Raw genomic sequence first — 24,034 nt, 5'->3', positions numbered from 1 at the left:
CCTGACCGGTTCAACCGGATTTCTCACGCTATTTATTTCTCTTCGAGGATTGCATGTTTAAAAGGTTTCTCTCGTATTACGAGCCCCAGATGGGGCTTTTTGTTGCCGATACTGTTTGTGCTCTGGTGCTTGCCGCCATTGACCTTGCGTTTCCTATTATTCTGCGCAATTTGACCGGTGGGCTGTTTACCCAGGGTCATGCTGCCATTATGCAGGCGCTCGGTATGATCGCGGTGGGACTGGTGCTGATGTATGTCATTCGCTGTGCCTGCCGCTACTTTGTGAGCTATTGGGGCCACGTGATGGGCGCGCGCATGGAGTCCAAGATGCGTGAGGACCTGTTCGATCAGTACGAACGGTTTAGCTTTGCATACTTCGATCGCAACAGCTCGGGCGACATGATGAGCCGCGTGGTCAACGACCTGTTCGATATCTGCGAGGCGGCGCACCACGTGCCCGAATGGATTATTATCTGCGGCATTGAGATCATCGGCTCGTTTGTGATTCTGTTTACCATCGCGCCGGTGCTCGCACTCGCCATGGCTGTGGTGACAGCGGTGTTCGCGGTCATTATGTTTTGGCAGAATATGCGCATGCGCGAGGTCTTTAGCGATAACCGCAAAAAGATTAGCGGCATAAATGCACAGCTGCAGGATTCGCTGGCGGGCATGCGTGTGGTCAAGAGCTTTGCCAATGAGCAGACCGAGCGCTCTAAGTTTCGCGCTTCGAACGATCGCTATCTTTCGTCCAAGGAGAACATGTATCACGCCATGGGCGTCTACACCGCGACGTATGGCCTGCTCTCGGGCGTGCTCTATGTGATCGTGGTGTTGCTGGGCGGTTGGCTCGTTGCCCAGGGTCAGCTGCAGGCGGTCGATATGGCAACCTTCGCGCTCTACATTTCGCTGTTCTGCACGCCGCTCGAGACGCTCGTCAATTCGGCCGAGACGTATCAGAAAGCCATCGCCGGCTTTAAGCGCATGGATGAGGTGCTCTCGACTGTCCCCGATATTCAGGATAAGCTGGGTGCTGCGGATCTGCAGGTGACGGCTGGTGCCGTGGAGTACCGCGACGTGTGCTTTAGCTACGAGGATGTTGAATTGGGCGAGCGCGGCGCCGACGGACGCCCTGTTATCGACCATATGGATCTGTCCATTCGGCCCGGTCAGACCATCGCTTTGGTTGGTCCCTCGGGCGGCGGCAAATCGACGACTTGTTCGCTGTTGCCGCGCTTTTACGACGTTGCCGCCGGCTCCATTAGCATCGACGGCCAGGATGTGCGCGACGTGACGCAGCATAGTCTGCGCCGTGCCATCGGCCTGGTGCAGCAAGATGTGTACCTGTTCGATGGAACGATCGGCGAGAACATCGCCTACGGCAAGCCGGGCGCCACGGCAGAAGAGATCGCCGAGGCGGCCCGCCGCGCCAATATCGATACCTTTATCGAATCGCTTCCGCAGGGCTACGACACCGTGGTGGGCGAGCGCGGCAGCCGTCTTTCGGGTGGTCAAAAGCAGCGCGTCGCCATCGCGCGCGTTTTTCTCAAGAATCCCAAGATCCTTATTTTGGATGAGGCGACGAGTGCCCTGGATAACGAGAGCGAGGAAGCGGTGCAGGAGTCGCTCGAAGAGCTGGCACGCGGCCGTACCACGATCATCATCGCCCACCGTCTCTCGACTATTAAGCATGCTGACGAGATTGCGACCGTTGAGCATGGTCGCGTTGTGGAACGTGGCACGCACGAGGAGCTTCTCGCCCGTGGCGGCACCTATGCCCGTTACTATCGAATGCAGTTCGAAGGTGCGCGTGCGCACGAGCTCGACTGATTGATATGACAGGAAGATCATGGCTGATAAGAACCCTTTGACTCCGGAAGAAGTGACGGAGTTATTCTCCGAAATCGATGCATCCGGCGTCTTGGATCCTACGCTCGCCAAAAAGCGCACCGAGCGCATGCGCGAGAAAGAGGCCGCCGTCAAGCGCGGCGACAAGGCGACGCTGGCGCGGCTGCGCAGCGAGGATCGCGCGAGCCAGGCAAAACATATCGACCCGCTGTCCGAGGACGACCCTTCGGGCTCGCAGGTGAGCCATACCATTACGAAGACCGCCATGGCCGTGGTCATTGGTATTTTGGTGCTGATTGTTGGCATGCAGATTGGCTACGGCGTGATGCGACGTCTGAATACCGCGAACCTTTCCGAAAGTGTTTCGGTGGATACCGTTTCGACCGCGCTCAAGGGTGGACTTGAATGGGGCAATGGCTTTACGCAGTTCCCGCTCGATTTTACCGTCGACGAGGCAGATGAGCGCACGGGCACGGTTGAGGTGACGGTGCTGGACACGTCTTCTGCCAATGAACTCGAGCTGCTGTCCAACGGTCAGATTCAGGCGGCGGCGCTCGCAACCAATGCCCTGCTCAACGACAAGATCGACCGCGTGGTGTATAACGTTCACGCCTATATCGACGAGGACAGCAATATCCAGCATGATTCCTTCTTTGGCATGTTTCCTGCTCAGGGGCACCAAAGCGCCATCCTGACGTTCGTTTGGACCAAGAGCTCGTCCAACGCCACGAGTATCGACTGGAAGATGCGCATCGTTAGCATGGACGACACCATTGCCGAGCGCATTCAAAAACAGGTCAACTCGGTTTCGTCGCTTATCGAGGACCCGGCGGTAAGCCAGACCAAGATTGACGAGGAAAAGGCCGAACGTGACCTGGAGCATCGTCTGCATGGCCGCGATATTTTCCGCGGCGGCAAGCCCGATCGCACGCCGTCCGATCTGCTGGAGCAGGACAAGCAAAAGTAGTCCGCAGCCACATAGAACGATGTCATCCCGCGTGAGCCGCAAGCCCACGCGGGATGATTTTTTAATCCCCGTCCTAGAAAAATCATTATGCATAGGAAGTCATAACTATCATTTTGTAAACAATTCTATGTAATTAATGCCATGGGCGATGCTTGCGGTTAGAATACCGCGAGGCCTAACTGCACACCTTTAAGCCGGTCCTGTGAGACCGGGAAGGAGAATTATGGCGAACAACCATATTGCGGGCGCTGCCGCCCGCACCATCGCGCCCAGTGAACTGTGCCAGCGTATGCTGGCTAAAACCAGTAAGGGCGCCTGCGGTCCCTGCATCCTATATCTTGAGGATGGGACCATTTTTTATGGCCGTGCATGTGGTGCCGAGGGTACCGCAACCGGCGAGGTCTGCTTTAACACGTCGCTCGAGGGCTACTTTGAGGTCATGACCGATCCGAGCTATGCCGGCCAAATCGTAACCATGACCTATCCGCAGATCGGCAACTACGGCATTGACGAGACCGACGTCCAGTCGGCCTTCCCCGGTGACACCGCTCGCCCCGCGAGTGCTCCAGCCATGCGCGGCATGATCGTTCGCGACATGTGCGCCACGCCTTCTAACTGGCGCTCGACTGTCAGCGTGCCGGAGTACCTGCGTGCACACGGCATTGTCGCGATCGAGGGCGTCGACACCCGCGCTCTCGTGCGCCACCTGCGCGACAACGGTTCCAAGATGGGCATTATCTCGACGGAAATCTTTGACGTCGACGAGCTTGCCGAGCGTCTGTCCGCCGCGCCTACGCTGGTGGGCGAGAACCTGGTCAAGACCGTGAGCTGCCCTGAGCCCCATGCCTTTGCTGCGAGCGACCTGCCCGCCGAGCATAATTTTGCACTGGCTCCTGCCGCCCCCGCCCGCCACAGCGTGGTCGCGTACGACTGCGGTGTCAAGCGCGGCATCCTGGAGGGCCTGGTCCGTGCCGGCTGCGACCTCACCGTCGTGCCGTGGGATACGCCCGCGCGTCAGGTGCTCGACATGAATCCCGACGGCGTCTTTTTGTCCAACGGCCCCGGCGACCCCGATGCCGTGGTGGAGACCTACGAGCAGGTGCAGCAGCTGATCGGCAAGGTGCCGGTCTTTGGTATTTGCCTCGGTCACCAGATGATCAGCTTGGCATGCGGCGCCCAGATGGAAAAGCTCAAATTCGGTCACCGTGGCGGCAACCAGCCGGTTATGAATCTGGTCAGCCGCCGCGTGGAGATTACCGCGCAAAACCACGGCTTCGGACTGCTGTTCCCCAGCTTGGGCAAGCTTGTCCCCGAGCTTTCGGGCGGCGAGACCGAGCACGCGGTCGACGGCGATCTGCGCATCTGGGTACGCCGCGGTATCGCGCCGGTCGTGATGAACGAGCGCTTTGGCCGCATTCGCCTGACACACGTGAATCTCAACGACGGCACCGCCGAGGGCATCCAGCTGCTCGACGCGCCGTGCTTCTCGGTCCAGTACCACCCCGAGGCCTCGCCCGGCCCCACCGATGCCCACTATCTCTTTACCGCCTTTACGCGACTCATGGACGGCGAGGAGAACTACCTGGACATCGACACCGCGAAGGACCGCCTTGCCGGCTGGAATTTCGCCGAGTCCGAGAACGCTGCGACCGAGGAGAACTAACATGCCGAAACGTACTGACATCAAGCGTATCCTCGTCATCGGTTCGGGCCCCATCGTCATTGGCCAGGCCTGCGAATTTGACTATTCCGGCGCCCAGGCCTGCAAGGTGCTCAAGGAGGATGGCTTTGAGGTCATCCTGGTCAACTCCAACCCGGCGACCATTATGACCGACCCGGGTCTGGCCGACCGCACCTATGTTGAGCCCATCACCGCCGAGTTTATCGAGCGCGTGATCAAGAAAGAGCACCCGGACGCGCTGCTGCCCACGCTGGGCGGCCAGACCGGTCTGAACGCCGCCGTCGAGCTGGCAAAGGACGGTACGCTCGACAAGTACGGCGTCGAGATGATCGGCTGCGACCTGGCCGCTATCGAGCGCGGCGAGGACCGCAAGCTCTTTAACGAGGCCATGGCCGAGATTGGCCTGGAGGTCGCGCGCTCGGGCTATGCCTACAGCGTGGCCGACGCCGAGACTATCGCCGAGCGCGTGGGCTATCCCTGCGTACTGCGCCCGAGCTTTACCCTCGGCGGCGCCGGCGGCGGCATCGCTCACACCCACGAGGAGCTTGTCTCCATCGTGAGCCAGGGCCTGGAGCTCTCGCCTGCCCACGAGGTGCTGGTCGAGGAGTCCATCGAGGGCTGGAAAGAGTATGAGATGGAGGTCATGCGTGACCACGCCGGCAACGGCATCATCGTGTGCTCCATCGAGAATCTCGACCCCATGGGCGTGCACACCGGCGACTCCATCACCGTGGCGCCGGCGCAGACCCTCTCCGACCTGGAGTATCAGCGCATGCGTGTCGCCTCGCTCGCCATCTTGGAGAAGATCGGCGTCGAGACCGGCGGCTCCAACGTGCAGTTTGCCGTGAACCCCCAGACCGGCCGCCTGATCGTCATCGAGATGAACCCGCGCGTGAGCCGTTCGTCCGCGCTGGCCTCCAAGGCCACGGGTTTCCCCATCGCCAAGGCCGCCGCTCGCCTGGCCGTGGGCTACACGCTCGACGAGATCGTCAACGACATCACCAAGGCCACGCCCGCCTGCTTTGAGCCCACGATCGACTACTGCGTGGTCAAGGTGCCGCGCTTTGCCTTTGAGAAGTTCAAGGGCACCGACCCCACGCTCACCACGCGCATGAAGGCCGTGGGCGAGATTATGGCGATCGGCCGCACCTTTGAGGAGGCCTTTGGCAAGGCTATGCGCTCGCTGGAGGATGGACACCAGGGCATTTGCGCTGGCGGCAAGGAGGGTGCCGATAAACTGAGCGACGATGAACTCGCCCAGGCCGTGGGTACCCCGACCGAGCACCGCATCTTCTTTGTGGTCGAGGCCCTGCGCCGCGGCTGGGATGTTGCGCGCATCCACGCCATTTGCGGTATCGATCCGTGGTATCTCAATCGCATCAACGATATGGTGCAGGTCCAGGAGAGCATCCGCGGCCTGCGTGTGGAGGATATCGACGCCGACGCGATGCGCCTGCTCAAGCAGTACGGCACGAGCGACGCCGAGATCGCCGCGCTGACCGGCTCGGACGAGCGCTTTGTTCGCGCTTATCGCAAGGGCCTGGGCGTGGTTCCCAGCATGAAGACGGTCGATACCTGCGCCGCCGAGTTCTCGAGCGCCACGGAGTACCATTACAAGACGTACGAGAACATCTACCGCACGAGCCCGGATGCCAAGAAGTGCGTGGCTCCCGACGAGACCACGCCGGCGGACAAGCCCAAGGCGATGATCCTGGGCGCCGGTCCCAACCGCATTGGCCAGGGTATCGAGTTCGATTACTGTTGCGTGCACGCGAGCTACGCGCTGGCGGCCCGCGGCTTCGAGACCATCATGGTCAACTGCAATCCCGAGACCGTCTCGACCGACTATGACACGTCCGACCGCCTGTACTTTGAGCCGCTCACCTACGAGGACGTCATGGACGTTATCGATGTTGAGCGCCCCGACGGCGTCGTGGTGACGCTCGGCGGCCAGACTCCGCTTAAGCTGGCGCGCATGCTCGAGGAGAGCGGCGTGAACATCATGGGCACCAAGCCCGATGCCATCGACTTTGCCGAGGACCGCGAGCGCTTTGCCGCCCTGCTCGACAAGCTGGGCATTATGTATCCGCCGGCGGGCCAGGCAACCTCGTTTGAGGAGGCCGAGGCCGTGGCCGCGCATATTGGCTACCCGCTGCTGGTGCGTCCGAGCTACGTGCTGGGCGGCCGCGGCATGATGATCGCCTACGATGCCGAGCATCTGCGCGATTACATGGCCGAGGCTGCGCGCATTAGCCCCGACTACCCGGTGTATCTGGATCGCTTCCTGGAGGGTGCGATCGAGTCCGATGTCGACGCCCTGTGCGATGGCGAAGAGGTCTACATCGGCGGCATTCTGGAGCATATCGAGGAGGCCGGTATTCACTCCGGCGACTCTGCGACCTGCATCCCGCCGTTCAGCTTTAGCGAGAGCCTGCAGGCAAAGCTCCGCGAGACCACGCGCCGCATCGCGATGGCGCTGGGCGTACGCGGCCTGGTCAATGTGCAGTATGCCATCAAGGGCGAGACCGTCTACGTGATCGAGGCAAACCCGCGCGCGAGCCGCACCGTGCCGTTTATCTCCAAGGCCACCGGCGTGCCGCTGGCCAAGTGCGCGGCGCGCATCATGGCGGGCGATTCCATCGCCAGCCTGGGCCTGCCGAGCAACGAGCGTCAGCTCGATTGGTTCTGCATGAAGGAAGCCGTTATGCCCTGGGGCCGTTTCCCGGGAGCCGACGTTATCCTGGGACCCGAGATGAAGTCGACGGGCGAGGTCATGGGTATCGCCAAGAGCTATCCCGAGGCATACGCCAAGACGCAGCTGGCGATTGACTACAAGCTGCCCGACCCGAGCGCCGGCAAGGTGTTCATTAGCGTGTGCGACCGCGACAAGCGCCACATCCTTTCGGTCGCGCGTATCCTGCGTTACCTGGGCTTTGATATCTGCTCCACCGAGGGCACGGCGCGCGTGCTGCGCGGCGGCAACGTGACCTGCGAGGTCGTGGAGAAGATTAGCGGCCCGCACGACGGCGAGCGCCCCAACATCGGTGACCTCATCGCCGACGGCAAGATTGCGGTGATCATCAACACGCCGTATGGCCCGGGTTCGCGCGGCGACGGCTATCTGTTGCGTACCGAGGCGGTGCGCCGCGGCGTGACTTGCGTGACCGCGATGTCTGCGGCCAACACGTACGTGAGTGCCATCGAGGCCGTGCGCGAGGACCAGCAGGGTCACGGCAGCGCCAACGACATGGGCATGGACGTCATCGCCCTGCAGGACCTGCCGCAGCACACGGTGTAATGTGACCTGGTCGGTCGGGGCGGCAGCCGGACACTTTCTCTCGGAAACTGGGCTTCGCGAAGTTATCCGAGAGAAAGGACCGCCTCCCGCCCCGGCCTGCGGTGACTTGGCCGCACCGTGTGCTGCGGAAGGGGCTTTGCGCGATGACTAGGGCTGAAAAAGAAAGTGAGTGTGGGCGCCGTCGTTTGTTTGAACGACGGCGCCCACGTTTTGGATTTATTGGGCTGTGGCGGTGAAGGTTGTTTTGTCGGCGGCGATGTGCACGTGCAGCTTTGCCTGACCGTCGCAGCTGATGAGCACGCCTACCTCGAACGGGGTTCCCGTCTTGTCGTAGGTCGAACGCACGATGCGCATCGCCGCCTTACCGGTGTTCTGTCCCAAAAGGCGCGCCTCATGCTTGTCGAGGTTGACCGTCTCGTAGACGGCATCGACGCTTGCGGGCAGGATGCCGGTCTTTTCCGCGATGTAGGCGTAGAGCGAGCCATCCACGTCTTTGCGTGTGAGCTCGGGGCAAAGTGACACGGGGATATAGACGTAGTTGAGCTCCATGGGTTTGTCGTTGGCGAGACGCAGGCGGCGAATCTCCCAGACGGGTGTCCCCTCGGGCACTTTGAGCCCAGAGGCGATGCCGCGGACGGCCGGTATGCTTGAAAAGGCGAGAATCTGCGAGCTCGGAACCCGTCCCGCTTCGCGCATCCGCGCGCTGAAATTCAGGGCCAGGTCGATGCCGGGTGCTGAGGTTTGGGGTTTGATGAACGTGCCCTGCCCACGTTTGCGCACCACGCGCCCCTCGATGACGAGATCTTGGAAGCAACGGCGCACGGTCGCGCGCGATAACTCTAGCCGCTCACAGATTTCGAGCTCGCGTGGCAGCGGCGTCTTGGTGTCGAACGCCTGGCTGGCGATAAACAGGGCGATTCGATGTTTAAGTTGGACATAGAGCGGCGTATCACCGCTGCGGTCGAAGGGTTCGGAGGCGAGAAACGAGATCATATCCATGGGGTACCTCCATGTCGTGGGCGTACGTGACATGGTCTGACACTGCGGAGCAAACCGGAGATGCCAGGCCCGATTCTTGCTGGTATGTATGGTGCATAAGGAACATAAAACATTTATCAGGCAATCTACCTGCTATTTTAAAAATAATTAGAAGAAAAAATAATTTAGGCACAAAAATAGTTGCTACCGTTAACCGATGAATAGTTGCCGTTCGCAACTATTTTCTTGTACCGAACATGCCCCGGCGCAACAATAATCTCAGCAAAAAGCAAAGCCGTGCGACACACGGCAGGTCGAGAGGAGACCGCATGCGGTATCTGGTAATGGTCAGTCACGGAACGCTCGCTCCCGGACTGCACAGTGTCCTCAAGATGCTCGGCAATGACGCCCCGAACATCTTGTCGACGAGTCTCGTGGACGGCATGGGCGCTGACGAGTATGTCGAGAACGTCAAGGCGATGCTCGCTCCTGTTACCGCCGATGACGAGGTTGTCCTGCTTGGTGACATCCTGGGCGGATCGCCGCTCACCAATGCCATGAACACGCTGGCCGAGAAGGGCTTGCTCGCCCACACCATTGCCTTCGGCGGTATGAATCTGCCCATGGCTATGACCGCCATGATGGGGCTTGCCACCATGGACCTGGATTCCCTCAAGCAGATGATGCTGCAGGAGGGCAAGAACGGTATGTCCGAGCTCGTTGTCCCGACCGATGACGCCGACGACGAGGACGACGACATCTAGGCCGCACCAAGGTTTCATCTAGCTGCAAACGTTAGGAAGAAGAGGCCGCGACCGCAGGCCTCATGAAGGAAAGGGGAGAACGTATGATTTCGTTCATCCGTATTGACGACCGTATGATCCATGGACAGACCGTTACCCGTTGGGCCCTCGAGTATCCCTGCGACGGTCTTATCGCCGTCAACGACGCCGCGGCGTCCAACCCCGTGCTCAAGGAGGCCTACAAGAGTGCCTCGGGCAAGAAGACGTTCGTGTGGACCAAGGAGCACTTCAAGGAGGTCTCCGAGAAGGTTCTCAAGTCCAACACCAAGTACTTCCTGATCACCAAGAACCCGCTCGACATGAAGGAACTTCTCGTCGATTTTGGCTTTAAGCCCGGCATGGACCGCATCATCGTCGGTCCCTGCAACGATCGTCCCGGCACCACCAAGCTCGGCAACAACCAGTCGATCACGCAGGAAGAGGCCCAGGCGCTCGAGGATCTCACCAACGCCGGCTACACGGTCGAGTTCGCCCTTATCAAGGAGAAATCCATTGGTGAGTGGCCAAAGTTCCGCGGTCAGTTTGGCTTCTAGTTAGGCGCCAGCCGCATTTTGGTACCTACAGCCCTGGGGGAAAGGGGCTGAGGAATAAAGAAAGGGGAAAGCATGGCAATCAATGCATTCCAAGCCGCGCTGTTCGGCCTGTTCGCCTGCCTGGCATCACTGCCTGGCATGGGTGGCACGACGATCGGCAACTACACTCTGGGTCGTCCTCTGGTCGCCGGCCTCATCGTCGGCATCATCATGGGCGATATGCAGACGGGCATCCTCGTCGGCGCTGCCATCCAGGTTGTCTACATCGCTCTCGTGACCCCCGGCGGAACCGTCTCCGCCGACGTCCGCGCCGTGTCCTATATCGGCATCCCGCTGGCGATCCTCGCCATCAAGAACTCGGGCATCGATCCCGCCTCCGCTGAGGCTGCCGGCATGGCCGCATCCCTCGGTGCCGCCGTCGGCACGCTCGGCACTGTGCTCTTCTATGGCACCGCCACCATTAACCTGGTATGGCAGGGCATGGGCTGGAAGTGGCTCGAGAAGGGCGACCTCCACAAGCTCTACCTGGTCAACAACGTTCTGCCTTGGATCGGTCACATCGTCTGCTCGTTCCTCCCGACGTTCATCATCACCATGGGCGGCACCGCCATGGTCGACCTCATGAAGACCTACATGCCCATGGACGGCATCGCGATGAAGACGCTGTTCACCGTCGGCTCGCTGCTGCCTACCGTCGGTATCGCCATCCTGCTCAAGCAGGTCATCTCCAAGCCGACGGACTTCCTCACGTTCTTCTTCGGCTTCACCCTGTCCGCTGTCATGGGATGCAACCTGATTGCCGCCGCCGGCATCGGCTGCTTCTTCGCCCTGATCAACTATGAGATCGCTTCGCTCAAGATCGACCTCGCAAACGCTCCCAAGGCAGCTATCGCCTCGGGCTCCGATGATGAGGAAGAGGAGGACATCTAATGGCAGAGAAGAAGAAACTCTCTAAGAAAACGCTTGCCAAGTCGTTCCGCAACTGGTCCTATGGCAACCTGACTTGCTTCTCGCAGGAGCACATGCAGACCTTCGGTTACCTGTGCGCCATGCTTCCGATCGTCGAGGAGCTCTACGACACGCCCGAGGAGCAGAAGCAGGCCCTCCAGACCTACTCCGCGTTCTTCAACACCGAGCCGCAGATCGGCACCATGATTGTCGGCGTCACCGCCGGCCTCGAGGAGGCTCGCGCAAACGGCGAGGCCATCGACGACGACGCCATCAACGGCATCCGCGCCGGCCTCATGGGCCCGCTCGCCGGCCTTGGCGACTCGCTGATCGTCGGTACCCTGATCCCGATCCTGCTCGGTATCGCCCTCGGTCTCTCGACCGGCGGCTCTCCGCTCGGTGCCATCTTCTATATTGTCGTGTGGAACCTGCTCATGTTCCTTGGCATGCGCTTTGCCTACAACCAGGGCTATGAGCTCGGCGGCAAGGCGGTCGAGGCCCTCGTCGGCCCCAAGGCCAAGGCTCTGCGTGATTCCATCGTGATGGTCGGTACCATGGTCATCGGTGCAGTCGGTGCTACCTGGGTCTCCATCACCTGCAGCCCCAATCTGGTGCTGCCCGGCGGCGGTAAGTTCCAGGACACGCTCGACGGAATCTATCCGCACCTGCTGCCCATGGTCTTCATCATCTTCTGCTGGTACATGATGACCAAGAAGAAGGTCAACCCCATCGTTATGATGCTGATCCTCGTTGTGATCGCATTTGTGGGCGTTCTCATTGGCTTCTTCGACCCGGCACTGAGCTACTAGTCATCATCCCCTGGCCCCCTGTAAGGCCGTGCGGCCTCAACCGCACGGCCTTCTGATTTTGCGCCGCCCTTCAAGGGCAATATGGCCAGCGACCTCCATCGCCTACACGACACCCGCTATATTGCTCTTGAAAGATGACGTATTCGACAAACGATGCACTTGCGCATGATGCACACTTTGCACGAGGAGGACCATATGCACGAGAAACATGGACACGACCTTTCGCGCGACGACTTGATTCGCGAGGCAAAGATGCAGACCGATGCTATTCAGCGGCTCAATGTTTGGCTGCGCCTGGGCTATTCGCTCGTGGCGATTGGCTTTTTGATGGGGATGTGGGGTATGCAGGGCGGCCCCGGCTGGGGTGTCCCCGTGGGCATCGTGTGCCTGGTGGTGGGCACTCCGCTTTCGATCGTGCTTAAGGTCGGCACGACCAACGCCAAAAAGAATGTCGAGCGCATGCTCGAGGCCGCTGGTGTCGACGTTGAGGAGCTTATGCGACGCAAGAAGGACGAGCAATAGACTTCCGCGTTTGGGTATCATAAATAATTGTTGCGAATGTTAACTAATGCACGGCAAATGACGGTTTTATGGCCCTTCTAGAGTTGCAAAGGACAATATCCCCAGTGGATTACGATGACGTCGCTCGAAAACTGATTGTGTACTCACGTTCCCTTGCCAAGGGATCCTTGAGTGCTGCCGGCGGCGCCAGTGTGGGCGAGGCACCGGTTTTACAGTATCTATCGGGTATTGACGGTGATGTCATTCCATCCGAGATTGCCAAGAAGCTGAAATTCTCCCGTGCGCGCATGTCGCATATCTTGGATTCACTCGAGAGTAAGGGTTACGTTCAGCGCAGGACTGATCCAAACGATCGTCGGCGTGTGCTGGTGAGCATTACCGAGGAAGGCCGTGATTTCGCGGCGAAAAAAAATGCCGAGAGTGTGGCATCGCTCTCGAAACAACTCTCAGCGCTCGGCGAACACGATGCCCAGGAGCTCGTGCGCATCCTGAATAAAGCTTACAGCCTTACCTATGATGCCGACGACTACCTGGACAATCTATAAGGATAAAGACAGACATTTAGGTGCATCATAAAATGTATCCGGGGCAATTGTGCCCATCAGCCACCGTCAACATCTCATTCCAAACCAAATCAGCCAACGTACGTCATAGCAATCCCCGGTAGGTCCCCGGGTGCCCCGCGGCGGGCCGGGTTTATTATCGGAGCGACTTTGCGAAGCAAGGGGAGCGAAGATAAAAACCCGGCCCGCCGCGGGGCACCCGGGGACCGCAGGGACGGGAGCAGCTATACTACTCTCAGTAGTTAAGGGTCGCGGATTCGCCGCGTCACCGCTCTCAACAGGAGGTCTTTGTTTATGGCAGATCAGAAGCCGGTTGTCGGGATCATCATGGGCTCCAAGTCCGATCTGGGCGTTATGGAAGGTTGCACCGCCGAGCTCGAGGCGCTAGGCGTGCCCTATGAGCTCGTGATTGCAAGCGCGCACCGTACGCCGGCGAAGGTCCATGAGTGGGCCTCGACTGCTGCTGACCGCGGCATCAAGGTGATTATCGCTGCTGCCGGCAAGGCTGCTCACCTGGGCGGTGTCGTGGCGGCCTTTACGCCGCTGCCGGTCATCGGCGTGCCTATGAAGACGAGCGATCTGGGTGGTATGGACTCGCTGCTGTCGATGGTGCAGATGCCTTCGGGCGTGCCCGTTGCCTGTGTGGCCATCAACGGTGCCAAGAACGCTGCCATTTACGCCACGCAGATTCTGGGCGCCTGCGACCCCGAGTACCGCAAGGTTATCGAGAAGATGAAGCAGGAGATGGCTGACGCCTAAGCGCTCTGCCGGTCCATTTGCAGCATAAGGAGAGCCATGTCCGACTATCAGGGAAAGCGTTTTTCGGCTTCTCGGATTCCCGATCCAGCCAAGTCGGGAGCAGCCCGCGCGCCGCAGCAGGGTCGGACATCCTCTCCTCAGCAGCCGCGCACTCCGCGCCCCGTGACGCCGGCGAAGCATCGCCGTCAGGATACACCTGCTGCATATCGCCCTTCGTCATACAGTACGGCCAAGAAGTCACCTCGCTCTTCGGCGCATACCGCGCCATCGAGCTATACCGAGCCGCCGCGCAAAAAGCGCCGCTCCGTCATTCCCATTCTGCTCATCATCATTGGCATCGGCCTGATCGTTGCCGCTGCCGCCATCTTTATTAATGCCCAGATTGGCTACAAGCAGGCGAGCGAGTCGTATCAAAAAATCGAAAAGCAATACGTGAGCGACAAGGACGCCAGTGGCGTGCCAATTATCGACTTCAATGCGCTTGCCCAGACAAATCCCGAGGTTGTGGGTTGGATTTATGCGCCCGGCACCAACATCAACTACCCCGTGGTGCAGACCAACAACAACTCCAAGTACCTCAACACGCTGTTCGACGGTACGGCCAATGCGTCGGGCGCCATCTTCTTGGATAGCGACGACACCGCGCCGGGCATGGTGGATCAGCAGACCACGATTTACGGTCATCACATGAACGACGGTTCGATGTTCAACGTGATTTCGGGTACGACCGATCAGGCGACGTTCGACAGCATGGAATACGTGTACTACATCACGCGCGATGCGACGTATAAGTTGCGCCCGCTGGCGACCAAGGTGGTCGAGGACACGTATGCCAAGGCGCGCACGCCCAACTTTGAGGGCGATGACGGACTGAAGAATTACCTGTCCGAGATGCTCGACGGTGCCTCTGCCGTGGCGAGCGATGCCACCGACCGTGCCGCTTCGGCAACCAAGGTCGTAACGCTTGTGACCTGTCGTTCACTGTCATTTAGCAATACGCGCGCAGTCATGGTGCTCACGCCGGTCGAGGAATAGATTGTTGAGAGTAGCCCATTTGGGACGGTAAGGGAGAAATGATGTTTGAAAGTGGCAAATCGATGCCTTCGGTTGATGCTTGGCTGCGCGAAGCCAAGGCCGATGTTTCGGCGGCTGATTGTGGGATGTACCTGACACACAACGGCGTGGTGCGCGCGACGCCCAAGGCCGAGGTGCGCGGAGTCGAGACCGATGGCGTGGCGCCGGGCCACAAGGTGGGCGGCATGGTGTTTGGCTTCGATGCCGAAAAGGTGCAGGCCGCTATCGAGGCGACGCGCGCGATGCCGGGTATCGGCTATGTGCGCGTGTGGCTGGCGAGCGGCGAGCTCGCCGTAGGCGACGACATCATGCTCGTGCTCATTGGCGGGGACATTCGCCCGCATGTTGTCGATGCGCTGCAGGCGCTCGTCGGTACCATCAAAAATGAGTGCGTGAGCGAGGTCGAGCGCGAGGCGTAGGGGCTTGCGTCGATAGAAGGGTCGTTTATAAAAATGCCCGCCGGTACGTGTGATACCGGCGGGCATTTTGCGTTTTGGGCGCGGTGGGCGCTACACGCGCGTCGCATCCTTGGGGCTCATGGTCATGCTCTGGAAGCGGTTCTCCATATAGTCGTTATCGAAATACTTGCCGTAGAACTGCGCGACGGGAATATCCGGCTCCGTGCCGTTGACGCGCTGGTACCAGTAGTCGAGCGACTGCAGCGTCATGACGCCGTCGACCAGCATAATGACGGTAAAGATGACGGTAGCCGAGTAGCGACTCTTCCACGGAATCATGTTGATGAGCTTGAGTAGCCTCGGCAGCAGCAGCTTGATCCAGATAAGGCCACCCAGACCCCACAGGCAGGCAAAGCCCGTGCAGGTGCGACCGCCCGTAAGAACGGCGAGTGGGTCGGGCATGCCGAACAGCTTCATGTGCGAGTAGCTCCACGAGACCACGCCAAATGAGGTCTGCATAAACCAGCCCACGAACACCTCAAAGCTCGCGCCGAGCACAGCGCTTACCAGGAAAATGATGATGGGGTTCTTTTTATAGAAGCGGTTGAGCACCATGGTCATGAGTACGGCGCCAAAGCCATAGATGGGGCTGAAAGGACCAAACAGCATGCCGGCGCGGTCCTGGTAGACGCCTGGGTCGTCGACCGTCATGTGCCAGATGTCCTCGGCGATCAGGCCGAGCACGCAGCAGACGAGGAATACCCAGAACAGGTTGAAGTAGTTGAGCTTGATGTAGCCCTCGCCGGTTTCATCGCGGCCGAGCATGCCCTCGGCGGCGGCGTCGCGGTCGAGCATCTCCTGCAGGCGGCGCTGCAGTTCGCGCTCCTGGCGAAGCGTGGGATCGACGGTGGCTGAAAGCGCGATGAGGATACCGAGCTGAATAGCGGGACGAAGCAAGAAGAGCCCGATACCTTGGAGCATCACGTCGACCAAAAGCTCGACGACGGTGAATGCAATAAGGATGTAGGACAGGCGGGCGGCGTTGCGGCGCTGGTTTTTGATAAGGTCCAGGCCAAAGATGATCAGGATGACGGCACTTGCCGCAGAGAGCATGATGCCGGCGACGATGAGTCCAACCGAGACCAGCATATTGTCGCCGAGCTTTTCGGCGGCGTTGCCGTTGATGAGCGCGGTGATGACCTGCCACATAAAGGCGGCGACCGACGGGAGTGTGCCCACGCCGGACAGGATGCACAGGACGGCGTACACCTTAATGATGAGGGGAATCTTCTTGACCTCCGTGGCGCTGGGGACGCTAGGGTCGAGTTCGTTTCGATCCATACAGAACCTTTCTCGCTTTGTCCTAGGTTACAAGGATACGCTGCCGACCAGCCAAAAGACAGGACGAACGTCCCAATTGCAACAATGTAACCCTCAACGGTGGGCGAGGCGCTGCGCTGGCGTCCATGTCGCGTAGCCAAATAAATGTTTGGTTACAAAACGGATAATTAGCTCGGTGGGCTTTTAAAAAGCGCTGCTCATGCGCGGGGGAGCGCGTCGCGCCGTGCGTATAATAAGCGGGTAACGCCAAAATACGAGGCTCTGAGGGGATGCCATGTCTCAAGAAACCATCCGCGCGGCCGAGCGTGCCGCGGGACAGGTGAAGACCATGTCGACGTATGATCCGGACTCCGACCAGCTGCATGAGGAGTGCGGCGTTTTTGGTGTGTGGGCGCCCGATCGCTACGTGGCTCGACTGACGTACTTTGGCCTGCGTGCACTGCAGCACCGCGGCCAGGAATCGGCGGGAATCGCCGTGGGCGATGGCGGCACGGTTATGGTTCGCAAGGACCTGGGCCTGCTCGACCGCGTGTTCTCCAACGCCGACCTGTCAACGCTCTCCGGCCAGCTGGCTGTGGGCCACGTGCGCTATGGCACTGCCGGCGCCAAAAGCTGGGAAGCCTCGCAGCCGCATCTTTCCACTATCAACAGCGTCATCATCGCACTTGCGCACAACGGTACCCTCGTCAACACCGACGAGCTGCGTCGTCAGCTCATCGAGCTGGGTGTGCCGTTCCTCTCCAACTCGGATTCCGAGGTCGCGACCAAGCTCATCGGCTACTTTACCCAACGCACGGGCCATCTGCGCGAGGGCATTCGCAAGACCATGGAGCTCGTGCGCGGCGGCTACGCCATGACACTCATTAACGAGCAAGCGCTCTACGCCTTCCGCGACCCGCACGGCATTCGTCCGCTGGTGCTGGGCAAGCTCGTGGACGAGGGCCTGGACCAGGCCGACGCCGCTTCTGTTTCGCAGCTGCCCTCGCAAGACGGAGCCTCGACGGTCGACTCCGCCGTCCATGTCACGCGCGCCGGCGGCTGGGTCGTTGCCTCCGAGACGTGCGCGCTCGATATCGTGGGCGCCGAGTACGTCCGCGACGTCCGCCCCGGCGAGATTTTGCGCATCAGCGCCGAAGGCCTGGTATCCGAGCAGGGCGTGCCTGCAGCTGAAGAGCCGGCCAACTGCATCTTTGAGCAGGTCTACTTTGCCCGCCCCGACTCCATCATGAACGGCAAGAGCGTTTACGCCTGCCGTTACGACATGGGTCGTCAGCTGGCACACGAGGAGCCCGTCGAGGCAGACCTGGTCATCGGCGTGCCCGACTCCGGTCTGCCGCCTGCGGAGGGCTATTCGCACGAGAGCGGCATTCCCTTTGGCGAGGGCCTCATCAAGAACCGCTACGTGGGCCGCACGTTTATTGAACCCACGCAGGAACTGCGCGCCATGGGCGTGCGCATGAAGCTCAACCCGCTGCGTGACAACATCGAGGGCAAGCGCCTGGTCGTCATCGACGACTCCATCGTGCGCGGCACCACCATGGTGCAGCTCGTCAAGATGCTGCGCAACGCCGGCGCCAAGGAGATTCACATCCGCATCAACTCGCCCGAGGTCATCTGGCCGTGCTTCTACGGCATCGATACCGACGTGCAGTCGCAGCTCATCAGCGCCAACAAGACGGTCGAGGAGATCTGTGAGTATATCGGCGCCGATTCGCTGGCCTTCCTTTCGGTCGAGGGCCTGCTGAAGGTCATGCCCAAGGGCGGCTACTGCGATGCGTGCTTTACCGGCCGTTATCCCGTGGCGATTCCCGAGAGCTTTGGCCGCGACAAGTTTATGGAGGGCTTTAAGCCCCGCAACCTGGATAAGCCGCTGTATTTTGACGACGACGCCGTGGTCGAGAAATACGACGACCGCAGCTGGGAAGAGAAGCACGGCGAGGCCTAAAACCTGCCATTTAGGGACAGGTTTATTTTGGTAGGTTTTACCTGCTGTTTTGTTGATTGAGCGGCGCGCGTTGTCAGGATGCGCGCCGAATTGAGGGCAACTATGAGCACCGGTTGGCGTCTGTGCGTCAAACGGTAGTGGGAGAGGAAGGCTCAGATGAGCGACAGCAAGCATGTGACGTATGAGGATGCCGGCGTCGATACCGCCGAGGGCGGCCGCGCCGTCGACGCTATTAAGCAAATGGTTAAGGACACCAATCGCCCCGAGGTCATCGGCGGTATCGGTGGCTTTGGTGGCCTGTTCTCGGCTGCCGCGCTCAAGGATATGGAAGACCCGATTCTGATCAGCGGTACCGACGGCGTGGGCACCAAGCTCGTGCTCGCCCAGATCATGGACCGTCACGAGACGGTGGGCCAGGACTTGGTCGCCATGTGCGTCAACGACATTTTGGCTTCGGGTGCCGAGCCGCTGTTCTTCCTGGACTATGTTGCCATCGGCCACATCGAGGCCGAGCACATGGCAAAGATCATCAAGGGCGTGGCCAATGGCTGCAAGCTCGCGGGCTGCGCGCTTGTGGGCGGCGAGATGGCCGAGCACCCCGGTGTCATGGCTCCGGCCGACTACGATCTCGCCGGCTTTACCGTGGGCGTCGTCGACCGTCCCAAGATGCTCGATCCCGCGAACGTCCGCCCCGGCGACGTGATTCTGGGCCTGCCCTCCACCGGCGTGCACTCCAACGGCTACTCGCTCGTGCGCAAGGTCATCGGCGTCGACGGCATCAAGCCGGGCACGCCCGAGGCCGCCGCTAAGGCCGAGGAGTTAAGCCGCCCGCTCGAGGAGCTCGCCGGCGCATCGCTGGCCGACGCTCTGCTGGCCCCCACGCGCATCTACGTCAAGCCGATTCTTGAGCTGCTGCGCGGCGGCGCTCCGGTGCACGCCATCGCCCACATCACCGGCGGCGGCATCACCGAGAACCTCAACCGCGCGCTTGCCGACGACGTCGACGCCGTGGTCACCCGTAACGGTGCCGAGATGGGCTGGGATGTTCCGCCCGTCATCACTTATGTGTCGCGCCAGGCTGAGCTCGCGCCCAACGAGGCATGCAAGACCTTCAACATGGGCGTCGGCCTGTGTCTGATCGTCGCCCCCGAGGACGAGGCCGCGGTGACCGAGGCCCTGGTCGCGCTGGGCGAGAAGCCGTTCCGCGTGGGCGAGTGCGTCGAGGGCTCCGGTAAGGTCGTGTACTCCGATGAGCGCTAACGAGCAGATGACCGCCGCCGAGGGCCTGGGCTTTGTGCCCTATACCCGTCCGACCGGAACCGATACGGCTGAGCCGCTCAAGATAGGTGTGCTCATCAGCGGTTCGGGTACCAACCTGCAGGCGCTAATCGACCTGATCGCCGCGGACAAGCTCAATGCCTCGATTGAGCTTGTGGTGTCGAGCCGTCCTTCGGCCAAGGGTCTGCAGCGTGCCGAGCGTGCAGGTATCCAGACACTCACGCTGTCCAAGGATATCTATGCCGACCCCATCGCGGCTGACGAGATCATCGCGCATGAGCTGCTCGAGCGCGGCTGCGAGTACGTGGTGATGGCCGGTTACATGCGCATGGTGCACACGCCGCTGCTGGCGGCGTTCCCCAATCGCGTGGTCAACCTACACCCGGCGCTGCTGCCGAGCTTTACCGGTGCCCATGCGATTGACGATGCCTTTGCGCGCGGCGTCAAGGTGACCGGCGTGACCGTGCACTTTGCCAACGAGATCTACGACAACGGCCCTATCATCGCCCAGCGTGCGCTGGCTGTCGAGGAAGGCTGGGATGTCGACATGCTCGAGGAGCACATCCATGCGATCGAGCATGTGCTGTATCCCGAGGTCGTGCAGATGCTCGCCGACGGTCGCGTCCACGTGCTGGAGAGCGGCAAGGTCGCAATTGATGCGCCGCGCGGCTAGTGGCGCACAGTACAATTTAGCCGAGTAGTCAGGGTGGTCATTGGCGCCAAGGCGCAAGTGGCCATCCTTTGTTTTAGGTAATCACCTGCGACGCTCTTCAATGACTAGTCGTTAAAGAACGTCGCAGGTGACAAGGTGAGAGAGGTGGGCCCATGGCGGATAACGAAGCATTGTTTACGCCTGAGCTGGTGTTTTTTGATTGGGAGTGCGCGACGCCGGATGAGGTGTTTGCGCGGCTCGAGGACGAGCTTGCACCTCGCGGCTACATTGCGCCCGGTTGGCTCGATGCCGTCCGCACGCGCGAGGACGCCTATCCCACGGGTCTTGCCATGCCGGCGGCCAACATCGCCATCCCGCACACCGATCCCGGATTTGTGGCTAAGCCCTATATCGCGGTGGTAAAGCCCGCGGCGCCCGTGGTGTTCAGCGCAATGGCGGGCATGGGTGCCCCCGTGCCGGCGCAGATCATCATCAATCTGGGCATCGCCGAGCCGGGCGGCCAGGTCGAGGCCCTGCAATCGCTTATGAATATCTTTATGGATGCCGACGCCGCAGCCGATGTGCTCGGCCAGACCATATGCCAGGGCATGGTCGACGCCATCCGTCGCCACTTTTAGGGCCGGCACTTGGGGATTGTTCCTAACTGCCGGCAGAAAAGGAATGTCCCTAACTGCCGACAGCCAGAACAGCCCCCTTTGCACCAAAATGGTGCAGATTAACCTGTCCCCCATGCACCAGGTGTGTCGCGGGGGCTGCGTTGTGACACAATGGCGTTTGTTCGATTCGTGATGCGAAAGGCCAACTATGGCAAACAAGAAAAAGAACTCCGAGCCCGCACCGACGCCCGAGCAGCAGGCCCGCGCCGCGTCGAGCTCTCGTAAGAAGCAGCGCAAGACGTACGTGTCTAAGACCGTCAAGATCGTTCTGGTGGTCATCGGCGTGCTGGCGATGCTGCTTTCCGTCTCGGCCATGGCATGCTCCGGTCTCATGTCGCAGGCAGAGGATACCTCGGGCTACAAGCTTACCGGCGGTGTGGCTGCCACTATCAACGGCACCAACCTCACCGAGGACACCGTGACAAAGCAGATCATGAGCATGCGCACGTCTTACGGCTACACCAAGGACAAGGACTGGGCGCAGTATCTGGTCGACAACGACCTCACGCCCAAGAAGTACCGCAAGCAACTCATCGACTCCTACACGCAGCAGATTCTGCTTCAACAGGCACAGAAGGAGAACGGCGTGACGGTGTCGGACGAGGAGGTCGAGAAGGCTTGGAAGGACGCGTGCAAGAGCGCGGGCGGTGCCAAGGCCTTTAAGAAGACCCTCAAGACCTACGGCTACACCGAAGACACCTATAAGAGCTCGCTCAAGGAGAGCCTGGCGCAGCAAAAGCTCAAAGATGCTGTGGCGCCCACCAGCAAGCCCAAGGACAGCGAGATCGTCGATTACATCAACGAGAACCTGTCGAAGTACAACGATGCCCGCCGCTCGTCGAACATCCTGATCAAGGTTGATTCCGATGCGTCCGATGAGGACAAGGCTGCCGCCAAGGCTAAGGCGCAGGAGTGCCTGAACAAGATCAACTCCGGCGAGCTGAGCTTTGAAGACGCCGTGAAGCAGTATTCCGACGACACCGGCTCCAAGGAGAAGAAGGGTGACGTGGGCTGGGACAAGCTCACCACCTTTGTCGACAGCTACCAGACGGCGCTCGAGGGGCTCAACAAGGGCGATGTGAGCGACGTGGTCGAGTCGACGTACGGCTATCACATCATCAAGTGCACCGACTACTTCCATGTCGATAATCAGGTTGATGACATCAACCAGGTGCCCAAGGCCATCAAAAAGTACGTCTCCAACGTGGTGAAGACGCAGGCGGCCAGCACCGCGTACAGCGAGTGGCTGGAGCAGTACAAAAAGGACGCCGACATCACCGTCAACCCCATGCCCAAGGACGTACCCTATAACGTGAGCCTGAAGGGCGTCACCAAGAGTTCGACCGACAATTCGTCGACGACTGAGTAATCATGGGGCGGTGCTCGCGCGAGTGCCGCCCACGCTATTAGAGAGGATTTGCAGATGACCAATGAAGAGCTGCAGAAGGAAATGATCGCGGCCATGAAGGCCAAGGACAAGGTTCGCCTGTCCATCATTCGCCAGGTCAAGGCCGAGGTGAAGAACATCGAGGTCAATGAGCGCCGCGATGTGACCGAGGAAGACGTCAACAGCATGATCAAGCGTCTGATTAAGCAGACGAGCGAGACGCTGGAGATGTCCATTAAGGCCGGTACCGACCAGGAGCGCACCGACAACCTGACCGAGCAGGTCAAGATTCTGGAGAGCCTGCTGCCCGTGCAGGTTTCGGGCGAGGAGCTCGAGGCTCTGATCGAGCAGGTCATCGCTGAGCTGGGCGCCACGTCCAAGAAGCAGATGGGCCAGGTCATGGGAGCACTCGGCAAGGCCACCGGTGGCAATTTCGATAAGCCTGCCGCGGCAAAGATCGTCGGCGCCAAACTTGCGTAATTTGTTACGCGGTTTTACCAAACCGCGTAACGGCTCGACGCTGCAAACCCGTACACGCGGCAATCAGACGTTCAATTTCAAGGGCGCGACCATAAGGTCTGCGCCCTTTCATTTCACGTCACCTTGCTCGCGTGTACGGGTTTTCGCTGACTTATGCTCAACAAGGGCGGTTGTATTATTTTCGGCGCTCATTGGGGACAGACTTAAATGAGTACCCAATGAGCGGGTACTCATTTAAGTCTGTCCCCAATGAGTGGGTGGAAGGTTGCGGGTTCTTTACGGGAATGTAGTGTGGGCTGCGGAAACGTGGTTCTTTCCGTACAATAGTTCAACTCGTGTAAACGCAGGGAAGGGACATTCATGGCAGACATGATCGAGATCAAGCATCTCAACAAGTACTTTGGCGACCTGCATGTGCTCAAAGATATCAATCTCACCGTCAAGCGCGGCGAGAAGCTCGTAATGATCGGGCCTTCCGGTTCGGGTAAGTCGACGCTCATCCGTTGCGTCGATTATCTGGAGGAGCCCACATCGGGCGAGGTCGTCATCGACGGTACGCCGCTCACCAAAAAGAATCACCTGGAGATGGCTCGCAAGTATAGTTCCATGGTGTTCCAGCAGTTCAACCTGTATCCCAACATGACGGTGCTCGGCAACCTGACGCTCGCGCCCATCAAGCTACAAAAGAAGAGCAAGGAGGAGGCGACCGAGATCGCCATCGCCGCGCTCAAGCGCGTTGGCATGGCGCATAAGGCCGGCGAGTATCCGCAGAACCTTTCGGGTGGTCAGCAGCAGCGCATCGCCATCGCCCGTGCCCTGTGCACCAAGCAGCCCATCATCCTGTTTGATGAGCCGACCTCGGCGCTCGACCCCGAGATGGTCCAGGAAGTCCTGGACGTTATGATTGAGCTCGCGCAGGAGGATATCACCATGATCTGCGTGACGCACGAGATGGGCTTTGCGCGCCAGGTGGCCGACCGCGTCATCTTTATGGAGGACGGCCGCATCCTGGAGGAGGGCACGCCCGAGCACTTCTTCGATAACCCCGAGAACCCGCGCTGCCGCGAGTTCCTGTCCAAGATTCTGCACTAGGCGCG

The 24,034-nt window shown here is 60.1% G+C and carries 22 protein-coding genes; 20 read left to right on the top strand and 2 right to left on the bottom strand.

The window, feature by feature from the left end; all coding sequences use genetic code 11:
- Nucleotides 1-53: 53 nt before the first annotated feature.
- The 4 genes from DXC18_RS02330 to carB all read left to right on the top strand — a co-directional run bounded on the left by DXC18_RS02330 (nt 54) and on the right by carB (nt 7,790).
- Entirely contained in the window at nt 54-1,826 is a 1,773-nt protein-coding gene (locus DXC18_RS02330) for an ABC transporter ATP-binding protein (RefSeq protein WP_117716203.1), read from the top strand.
- A 19-nt stretch (nt 1,827-1,845) separates the two neighbouring features.
- A complete protein-coding gene (locus DXC18_RS02325; protein ID WP_117716202.1) occupies nt 1,846-2,811 on the top strand; it encodes a hypothetical protein in 966 nt (321 codons plus the stop codon).
- A gap of 223 nt (nt 2,812-3,034) precedes the next feature.
- Nucleotides 3,035-4,474, top strand: coding sequence for a glutamine-hydrolyzing carbamoyl-phosphate synthase small subunit (carA, locus tag DXC18_RS02315; RefSeq protein ID WP_117716201.1), 1,440 nt, complete (start codon nt 3,035-3,037; stop codon nt 4,472-4,474).
- A gap of 1 nt (nt 4,475) precedes the next feature.
- Nucleotides 4,476-7,790 carry a carbamoyl-phosphate synthase large subunit gene (gene carB / locus DXC18_RS02310; RefSeq protein WP_117716200.1) on the top strand — a complete coding sequence of 1,105 codons (3,315 nt, stop codon included), beginning with the start codon at nt 4,476-4,478 and terminating at the stop codon, nt 7,788-7,790.
- Nucleotides 7,791-8,006: 216 nt separating this feature from the next.
- Here carB and DXC18_RS02305 read toward each other — a convergent pair whose 3' ends face one another.
- Nucleotides 8,007-8,789 (bottom strand): GntR family transcriptional regulator, encoded by a 783-nt coding sequence (locus tag DXC18_RS02305; protein ID WP_158551948.1) that lies wholly within the window; start codon nt 8,787-8,789, stop codon nt 8,007-8,009.
- A 308-nt stretch (nt 8,790-9,097) separates the two neighbouring features.
- Between DXC18_RS02305 and DXC18_RS02300 the strand changes: the two genes are divergently transcribed.
- The 9 genes from DXC18_RS02300 to DXC18_RS02260 all read left to right on the top strand — a co-directional run bounded on the left by DXC18_RS02300 (nt 9,098) and on the right by DXC18_RS02260 (nt 15,198).
- Nucleotides 9,098-9,532, top strand: a complete 435-nt coding sequence (locus DXC18_RS02300) for a PTS sugar transporter subunit IIA (protein WP_089572603.1) — start codon at nt 9,098-9,100, stop codon at nt 9,530-9,532.
- Nucleotides 9,533-9,615: 83 nt separating this feature from the next.
- On the top strand, nt 9,616-10,104 hold the full coding sequence (locus DXC18_RS02295) for a PTS sugar transporter subunit IIB (protein WP_117716198.1): 489 nt from the start codon (nt 9,616-9,618) through the stop codon (nt 10,102-10,104).
- Nucleotides 10,105-10,176: 72 nt separating this feature from the next.
- Nucleotides 10,177-11,034: a PTS sugar transporter subunit IIC gene (locus DXC18_RS02290; protein ID WP_089572605.1), complete on the top strand. Its 858-nt coding sequence runs from the start codon at nt 10,177-10,179 to the stop codon at nt 11,032-11,034.
- Complete coding sequence (locus DXC18_RS02285) at nt 11,034-11,861, top strand: PTS system mannose/fructose/sorbose family transporter subunit IID (protein WP_117716197.1); 828 nt, start codon at nt 11,034-11,036, stop codon at nt 11,859-11,861. The genes DXC18_RS02290 and DXC18_RS02285 overlap by 1 nt, the downstream gene beginning before the upstream one ends.
- 195 nt (nt 11,862-12,056) lie before the next feature.
- A complete protein-coding gene (locus DXC18_RS02280) occupies nt 12,057-12,383 on the top strand; it encodes a hypothetical protein (protein WP_117646153.1) in 327 nt (108 codons plus the stop codon).
- Between the two features lie 104 nt (nt 12,384-12,487).
- A complete protein-coding gene (locus DXC18_RS02275; protein WP_158550938.1) occupies nt 12,488-12,928 on the top strand; it encodes a MarR family winged helix-turn-helix transcriptional regulator in 441 nt (146 codons plus the stop codon).
- A 312-nt stretch (nt 12,929-13,240) separates the two neighbouring features.
- Complete coding sequence (gene purE, locus DXC18_RS02270; protein ID WP_006235810.1) at nt 13,241-13,705, top strand: 5-(carboxyamino)imidazole ribonucleotide mutase; 465 nt, start codon at nt 13,241-13,243, stop codon at nt 13,703-13,705.
- A gap of 36 nt (nt 13,706-13,741) precedes the next feature.
- Nucleotides 13,742-14,740 carry a class B sortase gene (locus tag DXC18_RS02265; RefSeq protein WP_117716196.1) on the top strand — a complete coding sequence of 333 codons (999 nt, stop codon included), beginning with the start codon at nt 13,742-13,744 and terminating at the stop codon, nt 14,738-14,740.
- Nucleotides 14,741-14,781: 41 nt separating this feature from the next.
- Complete coding sequence (locus DXC18_RS02260) at nt 14,782-15,198, top strand: molybdenum cofactor biosynthesis protein MoaE (protein WP_233508977.1); 417 nt, start codon at nt 14,782-14,784, stop codon at nt 15,196-15,198.
- A gap of 90 nt (nt 15,199-15,288) precedes the next feature.
- Here DXC18_RS02260 and DXC18_RS02255 read toward each other — a convergent pair whose 3' ends face one another.
- Complete coding sequence (locus DXC18_RS02255; RefSeq protein ID WP_117716194.1) at nt 15,289-16,518, bottom strand: putative ABC transporter permease; 1,230 nt, start codon at nt 16,516-16,518, stop codon at nt 15,289-15,291.
- A 274-nt stretch (nt 16,519-16,792) separates the two neighbouring features.
- Between DXC18_RS02255 and purF the strand changes: the two genes are divergently transcribed.
- The 7 genes from purF (at nt 16,793) to DXC18_RS02220 (ending at nt 24,029) form a co-directional block, all read left to right on the top strand.
- Nucleotides 16,793-18,463, top strand: a complete 1,671-nt coding sequence (gene purF / locus DXC18_RS02250) for an amidophosphoribosyltransferase (protein WP_117716193.1) — start codon at nt 16,793-16,795, stop codon at nt 18,461-18,463.
- A gap of 156 nt (nt 18,464-18,619) precedes the next feature.
- A complete protein-coding gene (purM, locus tag DXC18_RS02245) occupies nt 18,620-19,723 on the top strand; it encodes a phosphoribosylformylglycinamidine cyclo-ligase (RefSeq protein ID WP_117716192.1) in 1,104 nt (367 codons plus the stop codon).
- Complete coding sequence (purN, locus tag DXC18_RS02240) at nt 19,713-20,414, top strand: phosphoribosylglycinamide formyltransferase (RefSeq protein ID WP_117716191.1); 702 nt, start codon at nt 19,713-19,715, stop codon at nt 20,412-20,414. The genes purM and purN overlap by 11 nt, the downstream gene beginning before the upstream one ends.
- A gap of 152 nt (nt 20,415-20,566) precedes the next feature.
- Nucleotides 20,567-21,031: a PTS sugar transporter subunit IIA gene (locus tag DXC18_RS02235; RefSeq protein WP_117716190.1), complete on the top strand. Its 465-nt coding sequence runs from the start codon at nt 20,567-20,569 to the stop codon at nt 21,029-21,031.
- Between the two features lie 187 nt (nt 21,032-21,218).
- Nucleotides 21,219-22,439, top strand: a complete 1,221-nt coding sequence (locus tag DXC18_RS02230) for a peptidylprolyl isomerase (protein ID WP_117716189.1) — start codon at nt 21,219-21,221, stop codon at nt 22,437-22,439.
- A 54-nt stretch (nt 22,440-22,493) separates the two neighbouring features.
- Nucleotides 22,494-22,937, top strand: a complete 444-nt coding sequence (locus DXC18_RS02225) for a GatB/YqeY domain-containing protein (RefSeq protein ID WP_117716188.1) — start codon at nt 22,494-22,496, stop codon at nt 22,935-22,937.
- A 360-nt stretch (nt 22,938-23,297) separates the two neighbouring features.
- Nucleotides 23,298-24,029 (top strand): amino acid ABC transporter ATP-binding protein, encoded by a 732-nt coding sequence (locus DXC18_RS02220; protein ID WP_022094215.1) that lies wholly within the window; start codon nt 23,298-23,300, stop codon nt 24,027-24,029.
- Nucleotides 24,030-24,034 lie beyond the last annotated feature (5 nt).

Origin of the sequence: Collinsella sp. OM08-14AT, from assembly GCF_003438115.1 — a bacterium.
Classification (GTDB): domain Bacteria; phylum Actinomycetota; class Coriobacteriia; order Coriobacteriales; family Coriobacteriaceae; genus Collinsella.
The sequence above is the reverse complement of the archived record's forward strand: the minus strand, read 5'-3'. Positions and strand labels throughout refer to the sequence as shown.

Coding starts and splice junctions, on each gene's coding strand:
- DXC18_RS02330 (WP_117716203.1), top strand. CDS start 54: ATGTTTAAAAGGTTTCTCTCGTATTACGAGCCCCAGATGGGGCTTTTT.
- DXC18_RS02325 (WP_117716202.1), top strand. CDS start 1,846: ATGGCTGATAAGAACCCTTTGACTCCGGAAGAAGTGACGGAGTTATTC.
- carA (WP_117716201.1), top strand. CDS start 3,035: ATGGCGAACAACCATATTGCGGGCGCTGCCGCCCGCACCATCGCGCCC.
- carB (WP_117716200.1), top strand. CDS start 4,476: ATGCCGAAACGTACTGACATCAAGCGTATCCTCGTCATCGGTTCGGGC.
- DXC18_RS02305 (WP_158551948.1), bottom strand. CDS start 8,789: ATGGATATGATCTCGTTTCTCGCCTCCGAACCCTTCGACCGCAGCGGT.
- DXC18_RS02300 (WP_089572603.1), top strand. CDS start 9,098: ATGCGGTATCTGGTAATGGTCAGTCACGGAACGCTCGCTCCCGGACTG.
- DXC18_RS02295 (WP_117716198.1), top strand. CDS start 9,616: ATGATTTCGTTCATCCGTATTGACGACCGTATGATCCATGGACAGACC.
- DXC18_RS02290 (WP_089572605.1), top strand. CDS start 10,177: ATGGCAATCAATGCATTCCAAGCCGCGCTGTTCGGCCTGTTCGCCTGC.
- DXC18_RS02285 (WP_117716197.1), top strand. CDS start 11,034: ATGGCAGAGAAGAAGAAACTCTCTAAGAAAACGCTTGCCAAGTCGTTC.
- DXC18_RS02280 (WP_117646153.1), top strand. CDS start 12,057: ATGCACGAGAAACATGGACACGACCTTTCGCGCGACGACTTGATTCGC.
- purE (WP_006235810.1), top strand. CDS start 13,241: ATGGCAGATCAGAAGCCGGTTGTCGGGATCATCATGGGCTCCAAGTCC.
- DXC18_RS02265 (WP_117716196.1), top strand. CDS start 13,742: ATGTCCGACTATCAGGGAAAGCGTTTTTCGGCTTCTCGGATTCCCGAT.
- DXC18_RS02260 (WP_233508977.1), top strand. CDS start 14,782: ATGTTTGAAAGTGGCAAATCGATGCCTTCGGTTGATGCTTGGCTGCGC.
- DXC18_RS02255 (WP_117716194.1), bottom strand. CDS start 16,518: ATGGATCGAAACGAACTCGACCCTAGCGTCCCCAGCGCCACGGAGGTC.
- purF (WP_117716193.1), top strand. CDS start 16,793: ATGTCTCAAGAAACCATCCGCGCGGCCGAGCGTGCCGCGGGACAGGTG.
- purM (WP_117716192.1), top strand. CDS start 18,620: ATGAGCGACAGCAAGCATGTGACGTATGAGGATGCCGGCGTCGATACC.
- purN (WP_117716191.1), top strand. CDS start 19,713: ATGAGCGCTAACGAGCAGATGACCGCCGCCGAGGGCCTGGGCTTTGTG.
- DXC18_RS02235 (WP_117716190.1), top strand. CDS start 20,567: ATGGCGGATAACGAAGCATTGTTTACGCCTGAGCTGGTGTTTTTTGAT.
- DXC18_RS02230 (WP_117716189.1), top strand. CDS start 21,219: ATGGCAAACAAGAAAAAGAACTCCGAGCCCGCACCGACGCCCGAGCAG.
- DXC18_RS02225 (WP_117716188.1), top strand. CDS start 22,494: ATGACCAATGAAGAGCTGCAGAAGGAAATGATCGCGGCCATGAAGGCC.
- DXC18_RS02220 (WP_022094215.1), top strand. CDS start 23,298: ATGGCAGACATGATCGAGATCAAGCATCTCAACAAGTACTTTGGCGAC.